The sequence below is a fragment of the Clostridium pasteurianum genome, from assembly GCF_001705235.1.
Classification (GTDB): Bacteria; Bacillota; Clostridia; order Clostridiales; family Clostridiaceae; genus Clostridium_S; species Clostridium_S pasteurianum_A.
This window is the reverse complement of record NZ_MCGV01000001.1, coordinates 681,957-704,097: the sequence shown is the minus strand read 5'-3', so window position 1 is coordinate 704,097 and position 22,141 is coordinate 681,957. Positions and strand designations below refer to the sequence as shown.

Below are 22,141 nucleotides of genomic sequence, written 5' to 3'. Positions count from 1 at the left end.
ATAAAATTCTTTATTTTAAATAGATAGAAGAGTATAATGATAAATAAGTATAGTTGGATTTTGCGCTTCTGAACTTTAACATGAAATGTATTTAAAATTGATGGGTATTTTATTTACGTAAAGCTCATAATAACTTTAACATGAGATGTAGAAATAAAAAATTAAAATATAATAAAAGTTTCCGCTTTATGTGTTATTATATAAATATAATTCATTGATAGGTAAATTATTACGTAAATAAAAATGTAAGGAGGAACAATAATGAATAAAATTGCAAAAGCTTTTAAGATAATAGAGCTATTACATCGAGAAGAAAAATTAACGGCAAAACAATTAGCGTTCAGATTAAGGTTAAGTGAGCGTACAATAAGGAAGTATATAGTTGACCTGGAGGATGCAGGCATATATATTAATACAATATATGGAAGGAATGGAGGATATACTATTGATAAAAATCGTATGAAGTGATATAACGTTTGTAAACGTTATATCACTTGGCGTGGTAAAATAATTGGTGCGAAAGAGGGGATATCTTGAAATATTATGAAATGAAAGTAACAGTGCTTTTGAAGCAAGATTTAAAGTTTACAAGAACTAGTGAAATTATAGGGAAGAGTATCAGTTCAGCTATGTTGAAAAGTGAAGAATTAATGAAATATCATAAGCAAAAGAGATATAAGTATGTTTTTAATAATTTTATGCCTGTTGAAAAAGCGGGTATATATAAGGCTAATAGGCTATATATTTTTTGCTTAAGAACTTTTGAAGAAGATTTTATGACTAATATAAAAAACTGTTTTCAGGATTATGATAATATAAATTTAAAAATTATTTCAGTATCTGTAAAAATAATTCAACAGAAAAAAATAAAATTTATACGAACAATTACTCCGGCAATAGTAACCATAGATAGTAAACCATGGCTTAAAAATAATGATTTATTGACATTAATTAAAAGGATTCATGCCAACGCAGAAAAGAAATATAAGTTCTTTTTTGGAAAAGAAATAGGACAAGTAGATGATTATTTTGTTGAAAAATTAAAAATATTGAATTTACAGCCTATACCTTATACTTATAAAAACATTACCCTACTTGGAAATAAATTCAAAATAAAAGTTAATGATGATGATAAATCACAGAAACTGGCATTTGTAGCTTTGGGAGCGGGATTGGCAGAAAAAAACTCAGCATTAGGTGCGGGGTATTGTGAACCGTATTGGAGGTGAATTTTAATTTGATTAATGATTTATTTATTAAAAAATTTACTACAAAAGATGTATTTTATAATAATGGTTTAATTAATTTGAAAATGCAGCTAGAAAAAAATAGTTTTGAAGATTTAGATTGCAATTTTACACAAAATCACTTGGAAATTAAATGCCTAAGTGATAAAGAAAGAAACTACTATGATGAAATATTAGAAAAATTTATACGCGATAATGATATAGTGTTTAAAACAAAAAATAATAGATTATATTGGGATAAAGATAATGAATGCTTTATGTATAGTAACAGATATGATATTAGAGGAAAGTCATCAGGAAACGATGTTAAATACTTATATAAATATATAACACCGGTTGATATAGGAAAAAGTACTGAAGAAATATTTGATATATATATTGAGTTTGCGGATAAACATGGAATTGGTAATGCTGATATAAAAGCGGATACAAAAATTTTTAAAAAGGGTACTAAGTTTAAAATTGAAAACAAGTGTAATATACCAGTATTTATGAGCAAAAATGAAGCAATTGATAGATATATTAAATATTTGGTAAAAGGGGATATATTTACATATGATTCTAAAATACATCAGTTTGAAGATGGTGGAGATTGTTTTAGAGATATGTTATTAAATAAGGATAATTTAATAGACAAATGGGATGCACTTATTTACTGGTTTGGGGTGAAAATAAAGAGGTATTATAATGTTAATTATTTTATTTATCCTAATTCAAATGATTTACTAACGTTATATGATGTGAAATCACGATTAAATATAAGTGATGATCCTATTCGGGTAATAGACAAAAAAGGTAATGTAAAAACAATTCCAACAAATTTAAGATTATCTGATCAACTTTATTATGATGAAATAAAAAAAAATGATAACTTTTATATATCAGAAAGTATAAATGAATTTGAATTAAAGCTTTTTATGTATTTTACTTCATATATGGTTCATTTAGAAGAAGATAATAATACCAGTGAAGATATGATTGATGAAGAAGAAAAAAATATATATAAGAATTTAATTAAGATAAGTTTTGTGAGTTACACTCAAGATGGTGATATGAAATCAAGTCTTGATGAATATCGTAAAACATACAAAATGATTTCATTCCTAAAAAAACTTATGAAAACAGAGTATTCGGATTATACGATGTTTAAGTATCTTGCTGATTTAATTACATCAATAAGTATGTCTAAAAATAGCAACGAAAAGGTTAATTTAAATATTAAGAGATTTGCAGATAATCTATTAAAATTTTTTGATCTGAGGAAAACATATTATAATGTCTCTTTCAAAATATTAAAAAATGACAGAAAAAGCTTAGGACCAGGATTATATTGTTTTGAGAATATGTATTTAAAAGAGATAGGAAGAGGTGAACATATTATGAATTTACATGAAATATCAAAAGATATGGGCAATGGTATAGGAATTTATGCATTTAATGTAGGAAAGGACGGAAAAAATATACTATTTAAATTGAGAAATATTAAAAATAAAAAACAGATGATAGCATATTTTAAGGATTTAGAATTTACTATTTTGAAGAATGAAGCATTAGTGAAATTTTCAAAGCAAATTAATGATAGCTTAGAAAAAGTTTTTGAAGCAATAAATAGTGAAAAGGAAAAATCAGAAGATTGGGAAATTATAAGAGATTATATAGCGATATATGCTATTAATAAATACAGATCAATAAATAGTGCTAAAAAATTACAGGGATTAAAAGGAGGAAAATAAAATGTTTTATAATATTTCGTATATATCAAAAGTTAATTTGGCATCGTTAAATGGAAGTGAAGGTATGGGAGGAAACATAACACCTATTAAAAAGATAATGGATAATCAGGGTAACGAATATGCTTATATATCTGGGCAGGCATTAAGGAGATATTTAAAGAACACCTTAATGCAACTTGGCGAAAGGGTAACAGCTGTTAATAAAGATGGAGAGCCGGATTTCCTTGAATTAAATGATAAAATAATAAAAAATGGGCAATTCAAAAATAAAGAGTTAATGTACAAAGAATTTTGTGATCTTGATTTATTTGGATATATGTTTCCTAAAGGTGGAAGAAGATGGTCACCGGTTAAAGTTGCTCCAATGGTGTCTATCTTTCCGTATGGGGGTCAATATGACTATTTGACAAGAAAAAAATATTCAAAAGAGGGAGAAGACAAGAGTGGGAATATAGTTCAAATAGAAATAGATACTTTAAATTATATGAGAGGTAATATAATTGTTGATATAGACAAAATAGGAAATGACATAAACGAATATAATTATGAAGTTATACCTATGCTTGATGAAAGTGAAAAGAAAAACAGAATTAATAAACTAACAGATTCTATAAGATTTTTCAATGGTGGTGCTAAACAGGCAAGAAATCTAGAGGATATATCACCAAAGTTTGTTGTTGCTATAAAGCAGAAAACAGGTAATCCGTTTTTGCTAAATAGTATAACTATAAACGATTATAATGAATTAGCCATTGAAAGCATTATGGAAGAAATACAAGACAATAATGCTGTTATAGATGGAGTAAGGATTGGAATTTCAAAAAATATATTCAAAAATGAAGATGAAATTAGAAAAATTGTTAAAGATGGAGGAATTGAAATAGGTAGCATAACAGAGGCGTTTGATTTTTTAAAGGTAGGAGCTGAATAAAAGTGCATATTATAAAATTCAAAGTAGACGGAGTATTTAATTCGTTTAGAGTGCCTTTTTTCAGAACGTATCAAAAAACATTTTTGGCTCCTCCCAAAACTACTATATTAGGAATGATAACTAATATAATGAAAAAGCCAGAAGAGTTTTTTTATAAAATTTTAAATGATGATACAATAAAAATCTCAGTTATCATAAACAATATAAATGGCAAAGTAAAAGATTTGTGGACATATAAAACATTTGAAAGTAAATCTGGCATGCATGGGAAAAGCATTATAAGGAGAGATCATCTTTTTAATGCCCAATATACAATTTATATAATGCTAGAGAATGAACAATTAAGTAAAGATATATATAGTGCTTTATTATATCCCAAGTCAATTCCGTCGCTTGGTTTGGATGATGAAATCGTTAAAATATATGATGTAGAGTGTAATGTTGATATCAAGGAAAATAAATCTGATGTTATAAATTCAGTTTTTATGGATAAAGGGTATGAATATGAAGTTAAAATAAAAGATTTATTTGATGCAGTTGAAATGCCTACAGCCAATGAAGTGCCTCTAAAATATGAGATTGGAGAAAATGAAGGAGTTAGATCTGCTAGAAAAGGCAGTGATGTGTATAAACAAGTTGAATTTTTAAATTGTTATGTACAAATAAATAATGTTAAAAGTTTTATATGTGGAGACGATAGATTAATTTTTTATTAAAGGATATGAATTATTATGTGTGAAGTGGTGGCTAAAAAGAGCGAAGATGGACGAAAACAAAGTTTAGATGAACATACATTTAATGTTATAGAGGAAGCTTTAAACTTAATTCATGATGATGAATTAAATGTTATTTCTGAAAAAACAGGAGTAGATAAAACAAAGATTGAAGATTTAATTTTCTTTTCGGCTTATTTTCATGATATAGGAAAAGCTACTGATAAATTCAAAAAAACTATTGATAATAAAAATAAAAGTTATCATTCATTTTATTCTGCAAGTTTAGTTATTAGAATTAATGACTTTAATTTTAATAATGTGAATCTTCTTATGTTAATTATATTAACGCATCATACAGTATTTAATCAGGATAGCTCATTTAAAACTGCAGAAGATGGAAATACATTTAAATTTGAATTTATTAATTATGCTGAAGAATTTTTTTATAAATATAAATATGCTTATGAGAAGTATATGAGAAAAGAATGTAAATATAATTTTGTGTATAAAGAAGCAACGTTAAAAGAAATTTCAAATATTATTAGATGTACTTATGGGTGTATAGACTCACATAAATTGGTAAAATGCAACAATCATATAAAGCTAAGAGTATTATATTCATATGTAACTGGGATATTGACTTTGTCAGATTGGATAGCTTCAGCAAAATTTAATAGGACTATGCCTCAAATAGAATTTAATGGTGTACCGAGCAAAGAATATATTTATAAGGAATTGTCTAAATCATTAAAAATTGAAAAGTTTGTTCCTAGAAATTTTCAAAGCATGCTTTCGGATTTTAAAGGAAATGTACTTGTTGAAATACCTACAGGAGAAGGAAAAACAGAAGGATCATTTTTGTGGGGAGTAAAAAACTTAAAAGGTAATTGGGGTAAAATTATATATACACTGCCAACTCAAACTACATCAAATAAGCTTTATGAAAGGGCTAAAAGCGTATTTCATAATAATACTGGACTTATTCATGGATCATCTAAGGTTTATTTAGAAAAGGAATACGAAAAAGAAAATGGAAAAATTGATAATAAATGTGACAGCAATATTTTATTTTCTCAAACATTTAATAAGGGCTGTACTATATCTACCATAGATAGTTTATTTAAATATTTTTTAAATATAGGAAGATATAATATAGCCATGCTTAATTTTATTAAGTCATCTGTAATAATAGATGAGGTTCATTCTTATGATTTTAAAATGATGGGATTTATGAAACGATTTTTAGAAATATGCAATTTATATAAAGTACCAGTTTGTATTATGAGTGCATCAATACCTAATAAAACTAAAAAGTTAATAGGCATTGATAGATTTACAATTATTACAGATAAAAAGTTATTTTCAAAAAAAGCAAATTATATATATAAGGTAGATGATTCCATAGACAATAATATGGATATAATTGTTGATAAATACAATTCTGGACGCAATGTTTTAATAGTTAGAAATAATATTAAGAATTCAGTAAAAACCTATAAAGATTTAAAGAATAAGAATGTAGAGGATATAATTTTATATAATTCCCAATTTAAGAAGAAAGATAGAATAAGAAAAGAAGATGAAATATATGATAAGTTAAAAAATAATGAACATTTTATTTTAGTTGCAACCCAAGTTGTAGAGATATCTCTTGATATAGATTTTGATGTTATGTATACAGATAATGCACCAATAGATTCACTAATTCAAAGATTTGGAAGAGTAAATAGAAATAAAAATATAAATAAGTTAGGAGAGGTATTTGTTTTTAAAAAGGTAGAAGAGAAACCTTATTACTATAAATTGCTTGAGATAACTTATGATACTATTCAAGAAGGATTATTTACAATAGGCAAGTATAATGAATGGCTTAATATTGTATATGATATGTTATACGGTGATAAAAGAATCGAGGATGAAATCCAAGATAAATTTACAACAGGTTATAAAATGTTTGATAAAATTATAAAAAATCTTCATGGTATAGAGCAAAGTGATGATTTTTATAATTTAAGGGACATTCAATTTCCTAAAAAAGATTTTATATTAGAAGATGATTATGATAAAAATTGTTTTGAATATGAAAATACAGTGTCGTTACCAATATATTTGGCACGACCAGAATTAGGATATTTAATTGATGATAAATTTGGTCAAAGTCGTTATGATATTTTAAACCTCAAATATAATTATGATACAGGAGTTAAAATGCCTAATATAAAAGATTTGGATTTATTTTTGGGGGAATGACTAATGCAAAATATTAATATTAAAAAATTTATCAGGTGATATGTATGAAAATAAACGGAACGCTAATAAACTACTACTTTCACTGCAAACGTCAATTTTGGCTTCATGGAAATAGGATTAATCTTGAAGATAATAGCGAGGATGTTCACATTGGCAAAGTACTTCATGAGCTTAAAAGTGAGGGCAAAAAGAATACTGAAATTTCAATAGATAATGTAAAAGTAGATAAGATAACTGATGAATATCTTGTTGAAATAAAAAAATCTGATGTTGATGTAGAAGCTGTTAAGTGGCAGGTACTCCTATATTTAAAGATATTAAAGGACAAGGGTATTGAGAGAAAAGGTAAAATTGAATTTGAAGAAAAAAACAAACAAAAGAAAAAAATAATATATATTGAGCTTACGGAAGAACTAGAAAAGAAATTAGAAAAATTAAAGACAGATATGGAAAAACTTATGGGAAATGATATGCCGCCTAAAACCTATGAAGTTAAGAAATGCAAAAAGTGTGCGTATTATGAATACTGTTATGTATAAGAGGTTAGGATGAAATTTTAATTATTTAATTTTTAAAGGACTGTGATTCAGTATGAATAATTAGAAATCTATAAATAAGCTGATGAGGAAGTGAAGGTAGTGAGCAGTGGAACAAAATATATTATGAGTATGGGAGATATTAAAAGAAAAGATAATTCTATATTATTTAAAAATGAAAAGGGTAATTCCTATTTGCCTATAGAATCAGTAAAAGAAATATACTGTATGAATGAAGTGAATGTCAACAGCAAGTTTTTGGATTTAGCAGCTAAAGCAGGTATAATAATTCATTTCTTTAATTATTATGGATATTACAGTGGGACATTTTATCCTAAAGAGAATCTTGTAAGTGGCAATTTGACCATAAAGCAGGCTGAGGCGTTTTTGAATAAAAGAAATGTAATAGCAAAAGCCTTTGTACAGGGAATTGCAGATAACATATATGAGGTTTTATATCATTATTATAGACATGGCAAAGGTGAACTTAAGGAGACTTTAGATTGGATAAAAAGTGCTGTTCCTCTATATTTGAAAAATGATAAGATAAATATAAAACAGATACTTAGAGTAGAGGGAGAAATTTGGCAAAGATTTTATGGCAATTTTAAATATTTTCTTCCAGAGAATTTTGTGTTTAATAAGAGAGTAAAGAGACCACCAGATAATCCTATGAATGCTCTTATTTCTTTTGGTAATTCTATTTTGTATTCTAAAACTGTGGCCCAAATTTACAATACACATTTAAATCAAACTATAAGTTTTTTACATGAACCTTCTGAGGGCAGATTTTCATTAAGCTTAGATTTATCGGAAGTATTCAAGCCAGCAATAGTATATAAGACTATATTTGAGCTTGTAAATACTAAAAAGCTTCAGGTTACAAAGCATTTTGATAGAAAGTATAACTATTGCCTACTAAATACTGCTGGAAAAAGGATATTTGTACAAGCCATAGAGGAAAGATTTGATGAAGTTTTTCAGCATAGTAAATTAAAAAGGAAGATATCTTATAGAACTGCAATAAAATTAGATGGATACAAGCTTATAAAGTTTATACTTGAAGGCAGAAAATTTAAGCCATTCAATCTGAAGGAGATGGTTTAATGCGAAAAAATTTTAATTTCAATTATGCCTTTTTATTTTATGATGTAAATGAAAAGCGGGTAAACAAGGTGTTTAAGATCTGCAAAAAGTATTTTCATCACCATCAGAACTCTGTGTTTAGAGGTACCATAACCCCGGCTAATCTCATAAAACTAAAGAGTGAAATCAATAAAATAATTGAAGGTAAGGATTTTGTAACAATAATAAAGCTTATAAATGGTGATTGTTTTGATGAGGAGACTTTAGGTATAAACGAAAAGAATACGGAGGATTTAATACTATAATTAAATGAATTTTTCCAACTGATGCAATAAATGAAAGTGATTTAATCTATTGTATATCAATGTATTGAGGCACTTTTTTGTGTAAATTTCAAAAAAATGAAAACCGGTTGGAAAAATTTTAAGGAAATCCTTTATTGATGCGGGTTAGGAGAGTATAATGAAAACAAGTAATGGCTATTTTACAGTGGTTGAACTTTAAGTTGAACTTTAACATAAGTTATACAATCTAATGCTGAAGTAAAAGAGCATGAGGTTGAACTTTAAGTTGAACTTTAACATAAGATGTATTTAAATTGAGGTGCTGTTTATGAATGAAAAAACTACATTATGTTGAACTTTAACATAAGATGTATTTAAATTTTTTATAATCTTCTTGGAGCATTTTTAGCTGTTCCCGTTGAACTTTAACATAGGATGTATTTAAATAGAATGGTGACGTACTTGAGAAAAATGAGAAACGAAGTTGAACTTTAACATAGGATGTATTTAAATAGGAAAGATAATATAGAACATATCAATGAGACACGTTGAACTTTAACATAGGATGTATTTAAATTGGTTCATATTTTTAAGTATTGATACCATTTCATAGTTGAACTTTAACATAAGATGTATTTATTGTTCTGATTTACTCGGCTATTGAATTTATGAAAATCACACTATAGCTATGCATGGCTCTAGAATGGTTATGTTAGTCAGTATAATTTTGATAAGCTCAGTTTTTAATAAAAAAATAATACACGATATTGCACAATATTTATGTGTTATGTCATGTATTTTTATAATTGTTAAGATTATAGTTGATTTTAATATAATTACTTCATATTAATAGATTTTACTACTACAGTATCAATATTTTCGAGATCATGTATCATTGATTTTAATTTATCTTCTTTATCACGGAAATTCAAAGTTATAAGTCCATGATCATGTTCGCCTGGATCATGGGTTCCAAATCTAGAAATAATGCTATCACCATATTTGGTTAACACTTCTTGAACATTTGCCGCAGATTTTGTTCTCTTGTCAACAAGAATTCCAACTATACTTAATTTATCCAAAATATATTCACCTTCCTCTGATTTTATATTATTATATCCAACCTTGTTTTTACTATTCACTATTGTATGTTATTTTATAATTTATATGTTTCATATTAATAGTTGAATTATATAAAAGTTACCATTAACCTCAAATTATTTCCCCGGAAACTTCACTCCGAATTCAATAAAATTTCAAAATAAGAATGCTTAAATTTATTATGTATTGTAATGTTGCCCTTTATAAATTCTTTGATGTTTCGATAATTAATATATTGCAATGGTATAATAATGTCTTAACACTTTATTTTTCTGCGTTTTAATATTAAAATAGTATTGTATTAAAAAAAATATTAAATAATTTATAGTTTCCACTGTGGTAGGGGTGATAGAACGTGTCAGATTGGTATGGTTTGGCAGCTGTAGACATTGTCAATTTATTTAGGAGTAATGACATTAGAGGTCTCAGCGATGAAGAAGTTATAAACAATAGGAAAGCTTATGGAAGTAATAAGATAGTAAGTAGTAAAAATAAAACGCTAACTTTAAATATGCTTAGGCAAATTGTCAATCCGTGGTTTATTTTCTTTATGTTTTGTGCAGTTACGCTTGCATATGCAGGGAGAATAGAATACTGTATTGTAGTATTGGCTATGGATATAGCAGCGCTAATAGTAAGCTTAATTCCTAACTATATGATGTATAAATCCATTAAGAATGTTGAAAGCTTTAATTCTAGAAAAGTAAATGTGCTTAGAAATGCAAAGCTTACAAGCATTAATGCTGAGGATTTAGTAGTAGGTGATATAATTGCATTTTCTAAGGGAAATGTTATCCCGGGGGATGTAAGAATAATAGATGCTAGGGATTTAAAGATCAATGAAGTAAATGTTACAGGGGATGAAAGTATAATTGAAAAATTCTCTGCTAAAATATACGGTGATGATCTTGAAATATCAGAGATGAGGAATATGCTTTTTAAATCTTCAATTGTGTGTGAAGGAGAAGGAGAAGGGATAGTAATTGCAGTAGGTGATAAGACTGAATTTGGAAAGACAATGGCAACTACCCTTGATATAGATAAGAGCAGTAATTTCCTACTTGAAAATGTTAAAAAGGTAATGAATGCTCTGGCAATTTTTTCTTTTGCAGCGTGGATTGTAGTTATGTGTTATATGAGTTCAAGTAATGTAGCTTTAAATAGTTCAATTGATGCGGCTTCAATAGTGATTTTTTCAGGTGCATCGGTAAATGTGATATTTGTATTATATGCAATATTTTTAATTATAAATTTACATTTTAAATCTAAACACATAAAGTTAAAATCACTTTCCAATATTGAAAATTTATCTAAAATAAATGCAATTGTAACGGATAAAGAAGAGGCACTTACTAAAAATAAAATGTATGTTAGGAAATTTTATGACAACGAATCTGTAAGAAATTGTGATAATAAATTCCAAGTAAATAGCAATATTAAAAGAATGCTTGAGATAGGATTTATGTGCAACGATTATGGCTCAAAGAAAAATTCTAATGCAACCCTCAATGATGCAGAAGGGGCAATATTAGAATTTATTGAAAAAGAGGAAATGGAGCTGGAGCCGTCAAAGAGGATTTTTGAAATTTCATATAATAGAAATAAAAGAATTAAAACCACAGTAAATAAAATTAAAAGACGGTACAGGGCGAATGTTAAAGGACCCGTTGATACTATATTAAAAAATTGTACGCATTATATGATTGATGGTGTTGAAAGAGAACTTACAAATGAAGTTATTAACAATATAAAACTAGCGGATATGAAGATGAGTAATGAATGTCTTCATGTTATGGCTCTTGCATATAGAAATTTTAGTTATAATCCAAGTCCTGATGAAAATATAGAAAGTAATTTAGTATTTGTGGGTTTGATGGGTTTTGAAAGTATATTTAAAAGCAATGCTAAAATTGCTGTTGAAAGGTGTATTGCAAACTCCATAAAGCCCATTATATTTACGGAAGATGGAAAGCTAACTGCTGCGGCAATGGCAAAAAATCTTAATATATATAGTGGTGCTAACTGTGTGCTGGCAGGGGTTGAAATGGACAATATGTCGCAGGAGGAAATAAAAAACAGTGTAGATAATATTACCATTTATTCGAGAGCTTCTGAAGAAAATAAAAGAGATGTAGTTCTTGATTTAAAAGAGTTAAATTATAATGTTTTAACTTCAGGCTCAAAATTGACAGAATTAAAATCAATAAATGAGTCAAATTTGTCTATTTCATATGGTGAAAAATGCAATAAAATAGTTGAAAAGTTAAGTGATGTAGCTTTTGGAGAAAATGACATGTGGTCCATAGTTAATATAATTGTGGACAGCAGAAAGTTTGTTATAGCCTTTAAAGATATGGTTAAATACATTTTAACTTGGAATTTTAATTTGGTAATTTTATTCTTGATATTCATGCTTAAAGGTATTTCATTAAAATTTAATGCTTTTGAGATTTTATGGGTACTATTTTTCAGCATTACGGTTAATAGTGCTGCGGTTTTCTTGAATTATAAAAAGGTTATATCTCAATATGATTTTAATCTCGAGGAGGATAATTTATTAGATATTAGCTTATTTTCAATACTATTTAATGGTGTTCTTCCAGCAATTTTAGTCTTAGGAAGCTGCATTGTTTTTAGTGATGTTAATATACAGACATTTGTGTTCTGGTGTGTTATATTTCAGCAGATTGTTTATGGTTTATTTAATAGATTTGAAAAAAATATATGGTTTTTAGTTGTAATAACTTTAAATTTAATTTTGCAGCTAGGTATAGCTTTAAGTAACTTTGGAAATTATATGTTTGGAATTAATAACCTTAGTTATTACGAAATTAAAATTATAGGTGTAGTTTTAGGATTACAGGTATTTGTGATTTTTGGTAAAAAATTATTTACAGAATAAAAGTTCTGTATTTTGATTAATGTGATTATGATTTGGTTAAAATACCAATGGAGGTGCATTGGTATGTTTGATAATGTATATGAGAGTTTCGGTAAAGATAGAGATGTTATGTGCTTAATTGTACCTAAGAAGGATTTTTTGTTTAGTTATGAAGATATAAATAAAGAAACTTCAAATGATTTTGCAAATAACTATTTTAAGACAAAAGGAAGAGAAGGCATACCTCAGGTTAAAGATGTACAAATTGAGGATGCCATGATAAAATTTTATGTTTCCATCGACCGCAGCGAAAGCGAGAAGCCTATGAATATTCCTGATTCACTTAATATGCGTGGGTATCAGCATAATAGAACAAGATGAAGCGACCACTTGTTTTTTATTTTGTAAGTATTATATTAGGAATTTTAACAGCTGCTTTTTTGAAAAATTATATTTTAATTGGTGCAGTTATGGCTGCATCTTTTTTCGTTATAATGTTTTTTACTAATAGAAAATATTTCTTTTTTATCAATCTATGTTTTTTTATAATTGGATTTGTAGCCTGCGTTCAATATTTTAATCTCAGTATACAAAGTGGAAAGTTAGTAAGTGTAAGAGTGAATGGAAAAAGTGGGTATTATTTAACTGGCAGCTATAAAGGTAGAAATATAAATATTTATGGAAAAAATATTAATGTAAAACTGGGAGAAATAATAAGAATAAAAGGTACATATGAAAAGTCCATGGATTACGGCAGTGGTACTATAGGAACTTTGCACATTGATAAGGTTCAGTCATATAAATCTGATATTGTAACTGAAATGTATGATATTAGAAGTGAAATATATGAAAATTATTGTTCACACATGAGTAAGAATAGATCAGGCATAATCATGTCTTTATGCTTTGGAGATACTTCTAATTTAAGCGGAGATGATAAGAACGAACTTAAGAAACTTGGAATAATACATGCTGTAAGTGTGTCTGGTATGCATCTGGCAGTAATTTATGGACTTTTGGAAAAAACTATAGGACTTATTTCGGCTATTGTAGTGTCACTATTTTACGTTATATTTACAGGTTGTCTTCCGGCAACAATGAGGGCTTTTATAATGATTTTTATTTTGAAGCTTTCAGTAAAAGTCTATAAAAATTATGATTCACTTTCATCAATTGCACTGTCAGGTATACTAATGCTGATTTTTAAGCCGTATTATATTTTCAATATAGGAGCAGTGCTGTCCTATTTAGCAACTATAGGTATCCTTCTGTATTATAAGAAAATATCAAGGGCGTTATATAAGCTGCCACAAAAGCTTAATGAAAGTATAAGCTTGACTTTAAGTGCACAGGTTTTTTCTGTACCTTATGCTGGAATTGTATTAAAAACTTTCAGTGGAGGATTTATTCTTGGTAATTTAATTATAGTTCCTATATATTCGGTTGTTATTATTCTAGGAAATCTTGGAGGATTAACTTATAAAATAGAGCCAGTATTCAATATTTTGTGCTATTTCCTTAATATACTTCTAAAAAGCTGTGACGGGCTTATTAAGGTTGCTTTAAAGGCTACTCCACCAATGATGTATATGTCCGAATTTACGAGTATTTCTTTAACTGTTATGATTTTTAGTTTTATGCTCACAATAAAAGGTTATAGAAAATTTAAGTATTTACCCATTCTGTTGTCTCTGGGAATTATAATAAATACATATCATTACTTCCCGGAAATAAATTGTGTTAATATAAATAATAAGAATGCAATTATAGTTAGATATAGGGATAGTGCAGATTTAATTACAAATTACATGATAAAGAAGAAAAGTCAAAAAGAAAACATGCTAAGTAGTTTGGGAGTTAATAGGATAATTACTGTAAAGAATAACAAGCTTTTAAGAATAAACAGAAGCATGTATGAAATATTTTGGGAAAATGGGGCTAAAATTTACTTTAAAAATAGAGAAATAGCTTATATATCGGGTGATAGTATATATTATAAGGGTTTTTATTTGCATCATTATGGTATAATAAAATTCGGTAATTATAGCAAATACTCTTTTCTTGGAGTTAAGGCATCAATAAAAGTTATAAATGGAAAAGTTTTGGTTTTTAAAGGGTGGGAAAAATGATTAATTATACTGAGTTAGAAGAGAATATAAATAGAAACAAAATTAATAACGTATATGTAATGTGCGGTTTTAATGAAAAGCTTATGAAGGAAGATATAAATAAAATACTCAAAAAATCTGTTGATGCAAGCTTTGAGACTTTAAATTACAGTACATTTGATGGAAATAATATAGAGTTTGATGAAATAATGAATGCTTGTGAAACTGTTCCATTTATGAGTGAAAAAAGAGTAGTTGTTGTATATAGAGCTGATTTTTTAAGTGATAATTCAAATGGTTCAAATAAGAATTATGATAAGCTTATTAAAAGTATAGAAAAATATGTGACTAATATACCGGAATACTGTATTTTAATATTGTACTATGTATTTGATAATCCAAGGGAGAAACCTTCATATAAGGTTAGAAAATTTGATAAAAAGGCATGTGTGGTGGAATTCTCCAAGCTTAGAGGTATGCAGCTGCAGAAAAAAGTAAAAGAGGTATTTCAGGAAAAGAAAAAGCCTATAGGAAAAACAGAATTAAATTATTTTTGCAGCAAAGTGGATAATAATATGGACATTATATACAATGAAGTTGAAAAATTATGCTGCTATACTTTAGATAGGGAAATAACAAAACAGGACATAGATAAAATCTTGCAGCCAAATGAAAATGACGATATTTTTAATTTGGTGGATTACATATCGCAGTCAAGACCTGAAATGGCTGTGACGGTTTTAAATGAAATAATGTACAAGGGTGTCAAAGCAAACAGCATACTTTATATGATAGAAAGGCAATTCAAGCTTATGCTCAGCATAAAAGTTGGCATTGAAAGCGGAAAGACTAAGGAAATCCTTTCACGTGAACTTAAATTAAATCCATATGTGTGTGAGAAAATGATGAATGAATGTAAGAGATTTAGCATGAAAAAAATACTTAAAGCGTTAGAGATATGTCTTAATACGGAAAAGGAACTTAAGAGTGTCTCTAAAGACCCTAAGTTTAAGATGGAGACATTGATTATAAATATAGCTATTATCTAACACGAGGTTTGGGTCAAGTACCCATTATTCTTCTAAATCAAATACCGCCAATCTTTTGATTTGTTGTGTTGTAATAATTTTTCACAGCAGCAATTTCATAATATTCTAAGCATTTTGTAGTATGTTATTAAATATAGGAAATAAAAAAAAGCCGGCTTAACCGGTCTTTTTTATGCGTTTAAAGAATTTAACTTTAAAGCTAATCTTGATTTTTTTCTTGCAGCTTTATTCTTGTGAATTATGTTCTTTGAAGCAGCCATATCTAAGGCTTTAGCTACAGTAACGAAAGCAGTTTTTGCTTCTTCAACATTTTTTGCATCGAAAGCAGCATCAAACTTCTTTATGTAAGTTTTTAAAGCTGATTTAATCATTTTATTTCTAAGAGTTTTAGTTTCAATTACTTTTATTCTCTTTTTAGCTGATTTAATATTTGCCATTCTTTTTCACCACCTTGCAGTTTTGTATATGCGAGCAGTTTTTGAAAATCTGCATTATGCCACATTATTAACAAATGATATTATAACATTAATATAGGCAATCTTCAAGTGCAATTTAAAAATTGCGAAGTAACAGTATTTTGGAACGTTAAATAAAGCTCATAAGTCTAAGCTTCAAATTATAAAAATACTAAGAAATTTTAATAACTCGCTAAAAAGCAGCTCAGACAAATTAAAATTTCTAAGTCTTTTTATAATTTGAAGCAAGACTTATTGAGTTTTATTTAAATTGTTCCCAAAATACTGTTACTTCGCTTAGAATAAAGGCAAGGAATATTTTTCTCCGCTTCACTACGAAAAATACTATAATACATTGTTATAGAAGAATAATGAACTTTGTGTATTATTCTATTAAATATCAAATAATATATATATCAAATTAAATCTATGCAATTCATGCCCAAAATTCCGTAGGTACGGAGGAATTTTTTCAGCGAGTTATTGAAATATTTTAGTATTTTACGATTTTTCCATCTTAGATTTATAGAATTTTTTTAACGTTACAAATCAATGTTAATTCGCAATAGAATACTTAATGATAAAAGGGGTAAAAATATGTTTCAGAGAGGAGTGAAAATTTTATGTATAGTGTTAGAACGGATCTTGCAGTAGAAGCAAGAGAAATGTACTGTGGCAGCGAGGAAAAAGAAAATGGTGTAAAGGTTGATACTAGAAAAGTAAAAGATATAGAAATAACCACAGTTAATGTGTTAAATGATGAAGGAGAAAGAATTATAAGAAAGCCTAAAGGTACATATGTGACTTTAGACATACCAAAACTTACAATGTACGATGCTAATATTATGGAAGATGTAAGTAAGGCTTTTGCAGATGAACTTTCTAAAGTTATAAAAAAATTTGATTTTAATGAGAGTATGACAGCACTGGTAGTTGGTCTTGGTAATTGGAATATAACGCCTGATTCCTTAGGTCCTAAAGCTGTAGATGGACTTATGGTTACAAGACACTTAAAAAAATATGTTCCTGATAGTATTGATGAAAGAATACGTCCTGTGTGTGCTATAGCCCCTGGTGTTCTTGGAATTACAGGAATGGAAACAGGTGAAATATTACGAGGTATTGTAGAAAATGTTAAACCTAATCTAGTAATATGTATAGATGCATTAGCTGCAAGAAAAATGGAAAGGGTAAATTCGACTATTCAGATTGGAGATACTGGAATATCACCTGGATCAGGTATTGGAAATAGGAGAATGGAAATAAGTGAAAAAACTCTTGGCATTCCTGTCATAGCAGTTGGAGTACCAACGGTAGTGGATGCAGCTACTATGGCAAATGACACTATAGAGATAGTCATTGACAAAATGAAGGAGTATTCGGATAAAGGAAGTAATTTTTATAATATGCTAAAGGCAATAGATAATGACGAAAAGGAACAGCTTATCCATGAAATATTAAACCCATATGTAGGTCAACTTCTAGTTACTCCTAAGGAAGTTGATATGGTTATGGAATCACTTTCTAAAGTCATAGCATCAGGTATAAATATGGCGCTTCAGCCTGCGCTTGAACTTGATGAGATAAATAGTTTTATTGGTTAATTTTTAGAATAAACCTCTACTGTTTTTAATATATTTATGGTGGAGGGGATATAATGATATTTAATAAAGTGATAAACAAAGATAAAGATAAATTTGATTTTAAGCTCGGAATGTTTATTTTTATATTCTTAATTTTATTTATAAGTTTGATCAGTCTTATAGGTAAAGATAAGAATAAAAAATATGAGAAAAAAAATATGATTTACGTTCAGATAATAAATTATACGCTCCCATCTATAAAAGTATCAAATTTTGATGCGGAGGATATGGCGGAAAATGCTTATTCTTTAAAGAATTTATGCTTTGGTATTGTTGGAATTGATATCAATCATCCAGAAAACATAGTTTCAAGGGAAATGTCATTTTTAGGTGGCAAGTTACCTCAAGATAAAGTTAAAACTTCTGGTGATGAATTTAGTTTAAACGATAGTGATGTGGTTAAAAATACGGATAATAATGTAAAAGATCAAAGACAGAAGACCTCAGAAGCAAATGTGTATGATCCTAAATTTAAAAAGACACTTGATAAATCAAAGCCTGAGGTTTTAATATATCATTCTCATACTACAGAAGCTTATAAACCTGCGACTCCAGATACACTTGATGATACTAAAAATGTGTGTGCAGTAGGCGATGAACTAGCTAGAGAGCTTGGACAAAATTATGGTATATATGCTATAAATGATAAGACGGTTCATAATGTTGTGGCATACAATAAAAGTTATACAAGGTCAGGCGAAACTCTGGATAAATACTTAAAGCAGTATGGCGATTTTAAAATGATAATAGATATGCATAGAGATTCGGGAGTAGATAAAAAGGCTGTTACGGCTACAATAAACGGCGAAAATGTGGCTAAATTTATGTTCGTTATGGCAAGAAAAAATCCGCATTACGATAAAAATATTGCTATGGTTAACGGTCTTGTGTCTATATGCAATAAAGATTTCCCCGGGATTTTTAACGGAATATATTATTATGATTATGGTACAAATTATTTTAATCAGAATAAAAGTAACAATGCATTTTTACTGGAAGTTGGTTCTGATATAAATACTATTGATGAAGCAAAGGCGACTAGTAAATACCTGGCAAGGATAATTGCAGAATATTTAAATGCCAAAAAATGAATAAAAAGTTTAAAAAAAGTACATCCTTAACATAGGAGGTGCTTTTTTGTATATGATGAAAAGATGTAAAATGGTATTTTTTGTATTGATTATAATATGTGTTGTTATGTTTATAATAGTAAACAACATTGAACTTAATAGAGATATATACTGTAATGATCTTCATATAAAAAGAAGTGAGGAGAATGATAGAAATGCATCTGATAATTATAATTTAGATAGCATGGAAAAACATCTAGATGCACTTGAACGTGAAAGTAAAAAGGTTAGTAACAAAAAAGATGATTTTAGTATGCTTTCTAAAGTTTATGTGCCTAAATTTAGAATACTTTATAGTACAAATCCCTTTGATATAAGATTTGAAACACTTAATTATAAGGTGTATGTAAATAGAAGTATAGCTGAAGCTGCTATAAATGAAAAGACATATTTATATTCTAAAATTAGAGATTATTATGAAGTGATTGATGACTATATGAGTTATACAGGAGATGATATAGGCATGCTTAAAATGAGAACAATAAATTTCGTGGAATATTATAAAGATAAGGTATTTTCGAAAAAATAATAAGCCTATATAATATGCTCAGTGCTTAAAAGCGTTATTGTTGACAAATACCCTTTTACATATGCTATAATTTAAAGGACTTGTACATTTGGAGGGATATAAAATGCAAAGTGAAAGACAAAAACATATAAGGAACTTTTGCATAGTTGCACATATAGATCATGGAAAATCAACGCTTGCCGATAGATTACTTGAGCTTACAGGAACTCTTACAAAGAGGGAAATGGAAGCTCAGGTTCTTGATAATATGGACATTGAGAGAGAACGTGGAATAACTATAAAATCACAGGCAGCGCGACTTATATATAAAAGAGAAAAAGACGGCGAAGAGTATATATTAAATCTTATAGATACTCCAGGTCATGTGGATTTTAACTATGAAGTTTCAAGAAGTTTGGCTGCTTGTGAAGGAGCAGTGCTCGTTGTAGATGCAACACAGGGAATACAGGCACAAACTCTTGCAAACTGTTATATGGCAGTAGATCATGATCTTGAAGTAGTACCTGTAATTAATAAAATAGATCTTCCAAGTGCCAGACCGGAAGAAATAAAGGATGAAATTGAAGATGTAATAGGAATAGAAGCTAGTGATGCACCACTTATATCTGCTAAAACTGGGCTTAATGTTGAAGATGTACTTGAGGCAGTGGTAGAGAAAATTCCAGCACCAGAAGGTGAGGAAGGCAATCCTCTAAAAGCTCTTATTTTTGATTCATATTATGACAGCTATAGAGGAGTTGTATGTCATATACGTGTTAAAGATGGCTCTGTAAAAGCTGGCGACACGATAAAGCTCATGGCAACCAATAAGCAATATGAAGTTACTGAGGTTGGAGTCTTTGTACCTAACTATTTAAAGACAAATGAACTTAAAGCTGGAGATGTTGGTTATATAACAGCTTCTATTAAAAACGTAAGAGATGCTAGAGTCGGAGATACTATAACTGAAGTTGATAATCCTGCAAAGGAAGCTCTTGAAGGTTATAGACCTGCTATATCTATGGTATACAGCGGTATTTATCCTATAGATAGTGCAAAGTACGATGAACTTAAAGAAGCACTTGAAAAACTTCAAATTAATGATGCGTCGCTTAATTTTGAGCCTGAAACGTCTATAGCTCTTGGATTTGGTTTTAGATGTGGATTCCTTGGATTACTGCACATGGAAATAATAGAGGAAAGAATTGAAAGAGAATTTAATCTTGATGTAATTATGACAGCGCCATCAGTTGTGTATAAGGTTAAAAAGACTGACGGTACATTGCTTGAAATAACAAATCCTACAAATCTTCCAGAAACAACAGAAATAGACTATATGGAAGAGCCTGTTGTAAAAGCACAGATAATAACTCCATCCGATTTTGTCGGTGCTGTAATGGAGCTGTGCCAGAATAAACGTGGTGTTTTTATAGACATGGAGTATATAGAAACTACCAGAGTAATGATAAATTACAGAATACCACTTAACGAAATTATATACGATTTCTTTGATTCACTTAAATCAAGAACTAAGGGATATGCTTCTTTTGATTATGAACTTGATGGATATATGAGAACTGAGCTTGTTAAGCTTGATATAATTCTAAATGGTGAAGTTGTGGATGCTTTATCAATGATTGTTCCAAGTGAAACAGCATATGCTAGAGGAAGAAACATGGCTGAGAAGTTAAAGGAAATAATACCAAGACAGCTCTTTGAAATTCCTATTCAGGCTGCAATTGGAAGTAAGATAATAGCTAGAGAAACTGTAAAGGCTCTTAGAAAAGATGTACTTGCAAAATGTTACGGTGGAGATATTTCAAGAAAGAGAAAACTCCTTGAAAAGCAGAAAGAGGGTAAAAAGAGAATGAGACAGGTAGGAAGTGTTGAAATCCCTCAGGAAGCATTTATGTCGATACTCAAAAATGATTAGGGGAGAAGTAACAGTATTTTGGAACGTTAAATAAAGCTCATAAGTCTAAGCTCCAAATTATAAAAATACTAAGAAATTTTAATAACTCGCTGGAAAGCTTGCTCAGACAAATTAAAATTTCTAAGTCTTTTTATAATTTGGAGCAAGACTTATTGAGTTTTATTTAAATCGTTCCCAAAATACTGTTACTTCTCCCCAAAATAAAGGCAAGGTAAATTTTTCTCCGCTTTGCTACGAAAGAATTATAATACCTAGGCCTGAGTTAATTTTAGGCAATAATAGATTTATTATGGGTAAAGGCTGGAGATATATTCTGCCAAGTTCCGTGTAGTAACACAAAAGGATGATTTTCCGCCGCTTCACTATAGAAAATCTAATAACTTATAGAAGAACATTTCAACGAGTAGAAATGGGAAGGTAAATTTTTCTCCGCTTTGCTACGAAAGAATTATAATACCTAGGCTTGAGTTAATTTTAGGCAATAATAGATTTATTATGGGTAAAGGCTGGAGATACATTATGGCAAGCTCCGTGTAGTAATACAAAAGGA

At 28.6% G+C, this 22,141-nt stretch carries 19 protein-coding genes and 1 CRISPR repeat array; of the genes, 17 read left to right on the top strand and 2 right to left on the bottom strand.

The genetic code is table 11. From position 1 onward, the window contains the following. Positions 1-261: 261 nt before the first annotated feature. The 9 genes from BEE63_RS03235 to cas2 all read left to right on the top strand — a co-directional run bounded on the left by BEE63_RS03235 (position 262) and on the right by cas2 (position 8,804). On the top strand, positions 262-468 hold the full coding sequence (locus BEE63_RS03235) for a helix-turn-helix transcriptional regulator (protein WP_066020013.1): 207 nt from the start codon (positions 262-264) through the stop codon (positions 466-468). 65 nt (positions 469-533) lie between these two features. Next, positions 534-1,229: a CRISPR-associated endoribonuclease Cas6 gene (locus tag BEE63_RS03230; RefSeq protein WP_066020012.1), complete on the top strand. Its 696-nt coding sequence runs from the start codon at positions 534-536 to the stop codon at positions 1,227-1,229. An 8-nt stretch (positions 1,230-1,237) separates the two neighbouring features. Beyond that, a complete protein-coding gene (locus tag BEE63_RS03225; protein WP_066020011.1) occupies positions 1,238-2,980 on the top strand; it encodes a hypothetical protein in 1,743 nt (580 codons plus the stop codon). A gap of 1 nt (position 2,981) precedes the next feature. After that, positions 2,982-3,911: a type I-B CRISPR-associated protein Cas7/Cst2/DevR gene (gene cas7i / locus BEE63_RS03220; RefSeq protein WP_066020010.1), complete on the top strand. Its 930-nt coding sequence runs from the start codon at positions 2,982-2,984 to the stop codon at positions 3,909-3,911. A gap of 2 nt (positions 3,912-3,913) precedes the next feature. After that, positions 3,914-4,627, top strand: coding sequence for a CRISPR-associated protein Cas5 (gene cas5 / locus BEE63_RS03215; RefSeq protein ID WP_066020009.1), 714 nt, complete (start codon positions 3,914-3,916; stop codon positions 4,625-4,627). Between the two features lie 15 nt (positions 4,628-4,642). Next, the gene (locus tag BEE63_RS03210; protein ID WP_066020008.1) at positions 4,643-6,877 is read left to right on the top strand and encodes a CRISPR-associated helicase/endonuclease Cas3; all 2,235 of its coding nucleotides are present in this window, start codon (positions 4,643-4,645) and stop codon (positions 6,875-6,877) included. Between the two features lie 44 nt (positions 6,878-6,921). After that, positions 6,922-7,416: a CRISPR-associated protein Cas4 gene (gene cas4, locus BEE63_RS03205; RefSeq protein WP_066020007.1), complete on the top strand. Its 495-nt coding sequence runs from the start codon at positions 6,922-6,924 to the stop codon at positions 7,414-7,416. Positions 7,417-7,539: 123 nt separating this feature from the next. Continuing rightward, entirely contained in the window at positions 7,540-8,520 is a 981-nt protein-coding gene (gene cas1b, locus BEE63_RS03200) for a type I-B CRISPR-associated endonuclease Cas1b (RefSeq protein ID WP_066023144.1), read from the top strand. Next, a complete protein-coding gene (gene cas2 / locus BEE63_RS03195) occupies positions 8,520-8,804 on the top strand; it encodes a CRISPR-associated endonuclease Cas2 (RefSeq protein ID WP_066020006.1) in 285 nt (94 codons plus the stop codon). Before cas1b ends, cas2 begins: the two co-directional genes overlap by 1 nt. Positions 8,805-9,068: 264 nt before the next feature. Beyond that, a CRISPR array of direct repeats spans positions 9,069-9,425; the repeat unit is 30 nt; unit sequence GTTGAACTTTAACATAGGATGTATTTAAAT. Positions 9,426-9,619: 194 nt separating this feature from the next. Here the strand turns inward: cas2 and BEE63_RS03190 are convergent. After that, positions 9,620-9,925 carry a hypothetical protein gene (locus tag BEE63_RS03190; protein ID WP_242874661.1) on the bottom strand — a complete coding sequence of 102 codons (306 nt, stop codon included), beginning with the start codon at positions 9,923-9,925 and terminating at the stop codon, positions 9,620-9,622. Between the two features lie 314 nt (positions 9,926-10,239). On the opposite strand from BEE63_RS03190, the gene BEE63_RS03185 reads away from it, so the two are divergent. From BEE63_RS03185 to holA, 4 genes are all read left to right on the top strand, one after another. Further along, positions 10,240-12,786 carry a cation-transporting P-type ATPase gene (locus BEE63_RS03185; RefSeq protein WP_066020004.1) on the top strand — a complete coding sequence of 849 codons (2,547 nt, stop codon included), beginning with the start codon at positions 10,240-10,242 and terminating at the stop codon, positions 12,784-12,786. A 63-nt stretch (positions 12,787-12,849) separates the two neighbouring features. Continuing rightward, positions 12,850-13,146, top strand: a complete 297-nt coding sequence (locus BEE63_RS03180) for a hypothetical protein (protein ID WP_066020003.1) — start codon at positions 12,850-12,852, stop codon at positions 13,144-13,146. Continuing rightward, positions 13,143-14,894: a ComEC/Rec2 family competence protein gene (locus BEE63_RS03175; protein ID WP_081312454.1), complete on the top strand. Its 1,752-nt coding sequence runs from the start codon at positions 13,143-13,145 to the stop codon at positions 14,892-14,894. Before BEE63_RS03180 ends, BEE63_RS03175 begins: the two co-directional genes overlap by 4 nt. Next, positions 14,891-15,922 (top strand): DNA polymerase III subunit delta, encoded by a 1,032-nt coding sequence (gene holA, locus BEE63_RS03170; protein WP_066020002.1) that lies wholly within the window; start codon positions 14,891-14,893, stop codon positions 15,920-15,922. The genes BEE63_RS03175 and holA overlap by 4 nt, the downstream gene beginning before the upstream one ends. 170 nt (positions 15,923-16,092) lie before the next feature. Here holA and rpsT read toward each other — a convergent pair whose 3' ends face one another. Then, positions 16,093-16,359: a 30S ribosomal protein S20 gene (rpsT, locus tag BEE63_RS03165; protein ID WP_066020001.1), complete on the bottom strand. Its 267-nt coding sequence runs from the start codon at positions 16,357-16,359 to the stop codon at positions 16,093-16,095. Positions 16,360-17,000: 641 nt separating this feature from the next. Between rpsT and gpr the strand changes: the two genes are divergently transcribed. From gpr to lepA, 4 genes are all read left to right on the top strand, one after another. Continuing rightward, positions 17,001-17,981 carry a GPR endopeptidase gene (gpr, locus tag BEE63_RS03160; protein WP_066020000.1) on the top strand — a complete coding sequence of 327 codons (981 nt, stop codon included), beginning with the start codon at positions 17,001-17,003 and terminating at the stop codon, positions 17,979-17,981. A gap of 53 nt (positions 17,982-18,034) precedes the next feature. Then, positions 18,035-19,111, top strand: a complete 1,077-nt coding sequence (locus BEE63_RS03155) for a stage II sporulation protein P (protein ID WP_066019999.1) — start codon at positions 18,035-18,037, stop codon at positions 19,109-19,111. Positions 19,112-19,163: 52 nt separating this feature from the next. Next, positions 19,164-19,679 (top strand): hypothetical protein, encoded by a 516-nt coding sequence (locus tag BEE63_RS03150; protein WP_066023142.1) that lies wholly within the window; start codon positions 19,164-19,166, stop codon positions 19,677-19,679. A 103-nt stretch (positions 19,680-19,782) separates the two neighbouring features. Then, on the top strand, positions 19,783-21,591 hold the full coding sequence (gene lepA / locus BEE63_RS03145) for a translation elongation factor 4 (protein WP_066019998.1): 1,809 nt from the start codon (positions 19,783-19,785) through the stop codon (positions 21,589-21,591). Positions 21,592-22,141: the final 550 nt, after the last annotated feature.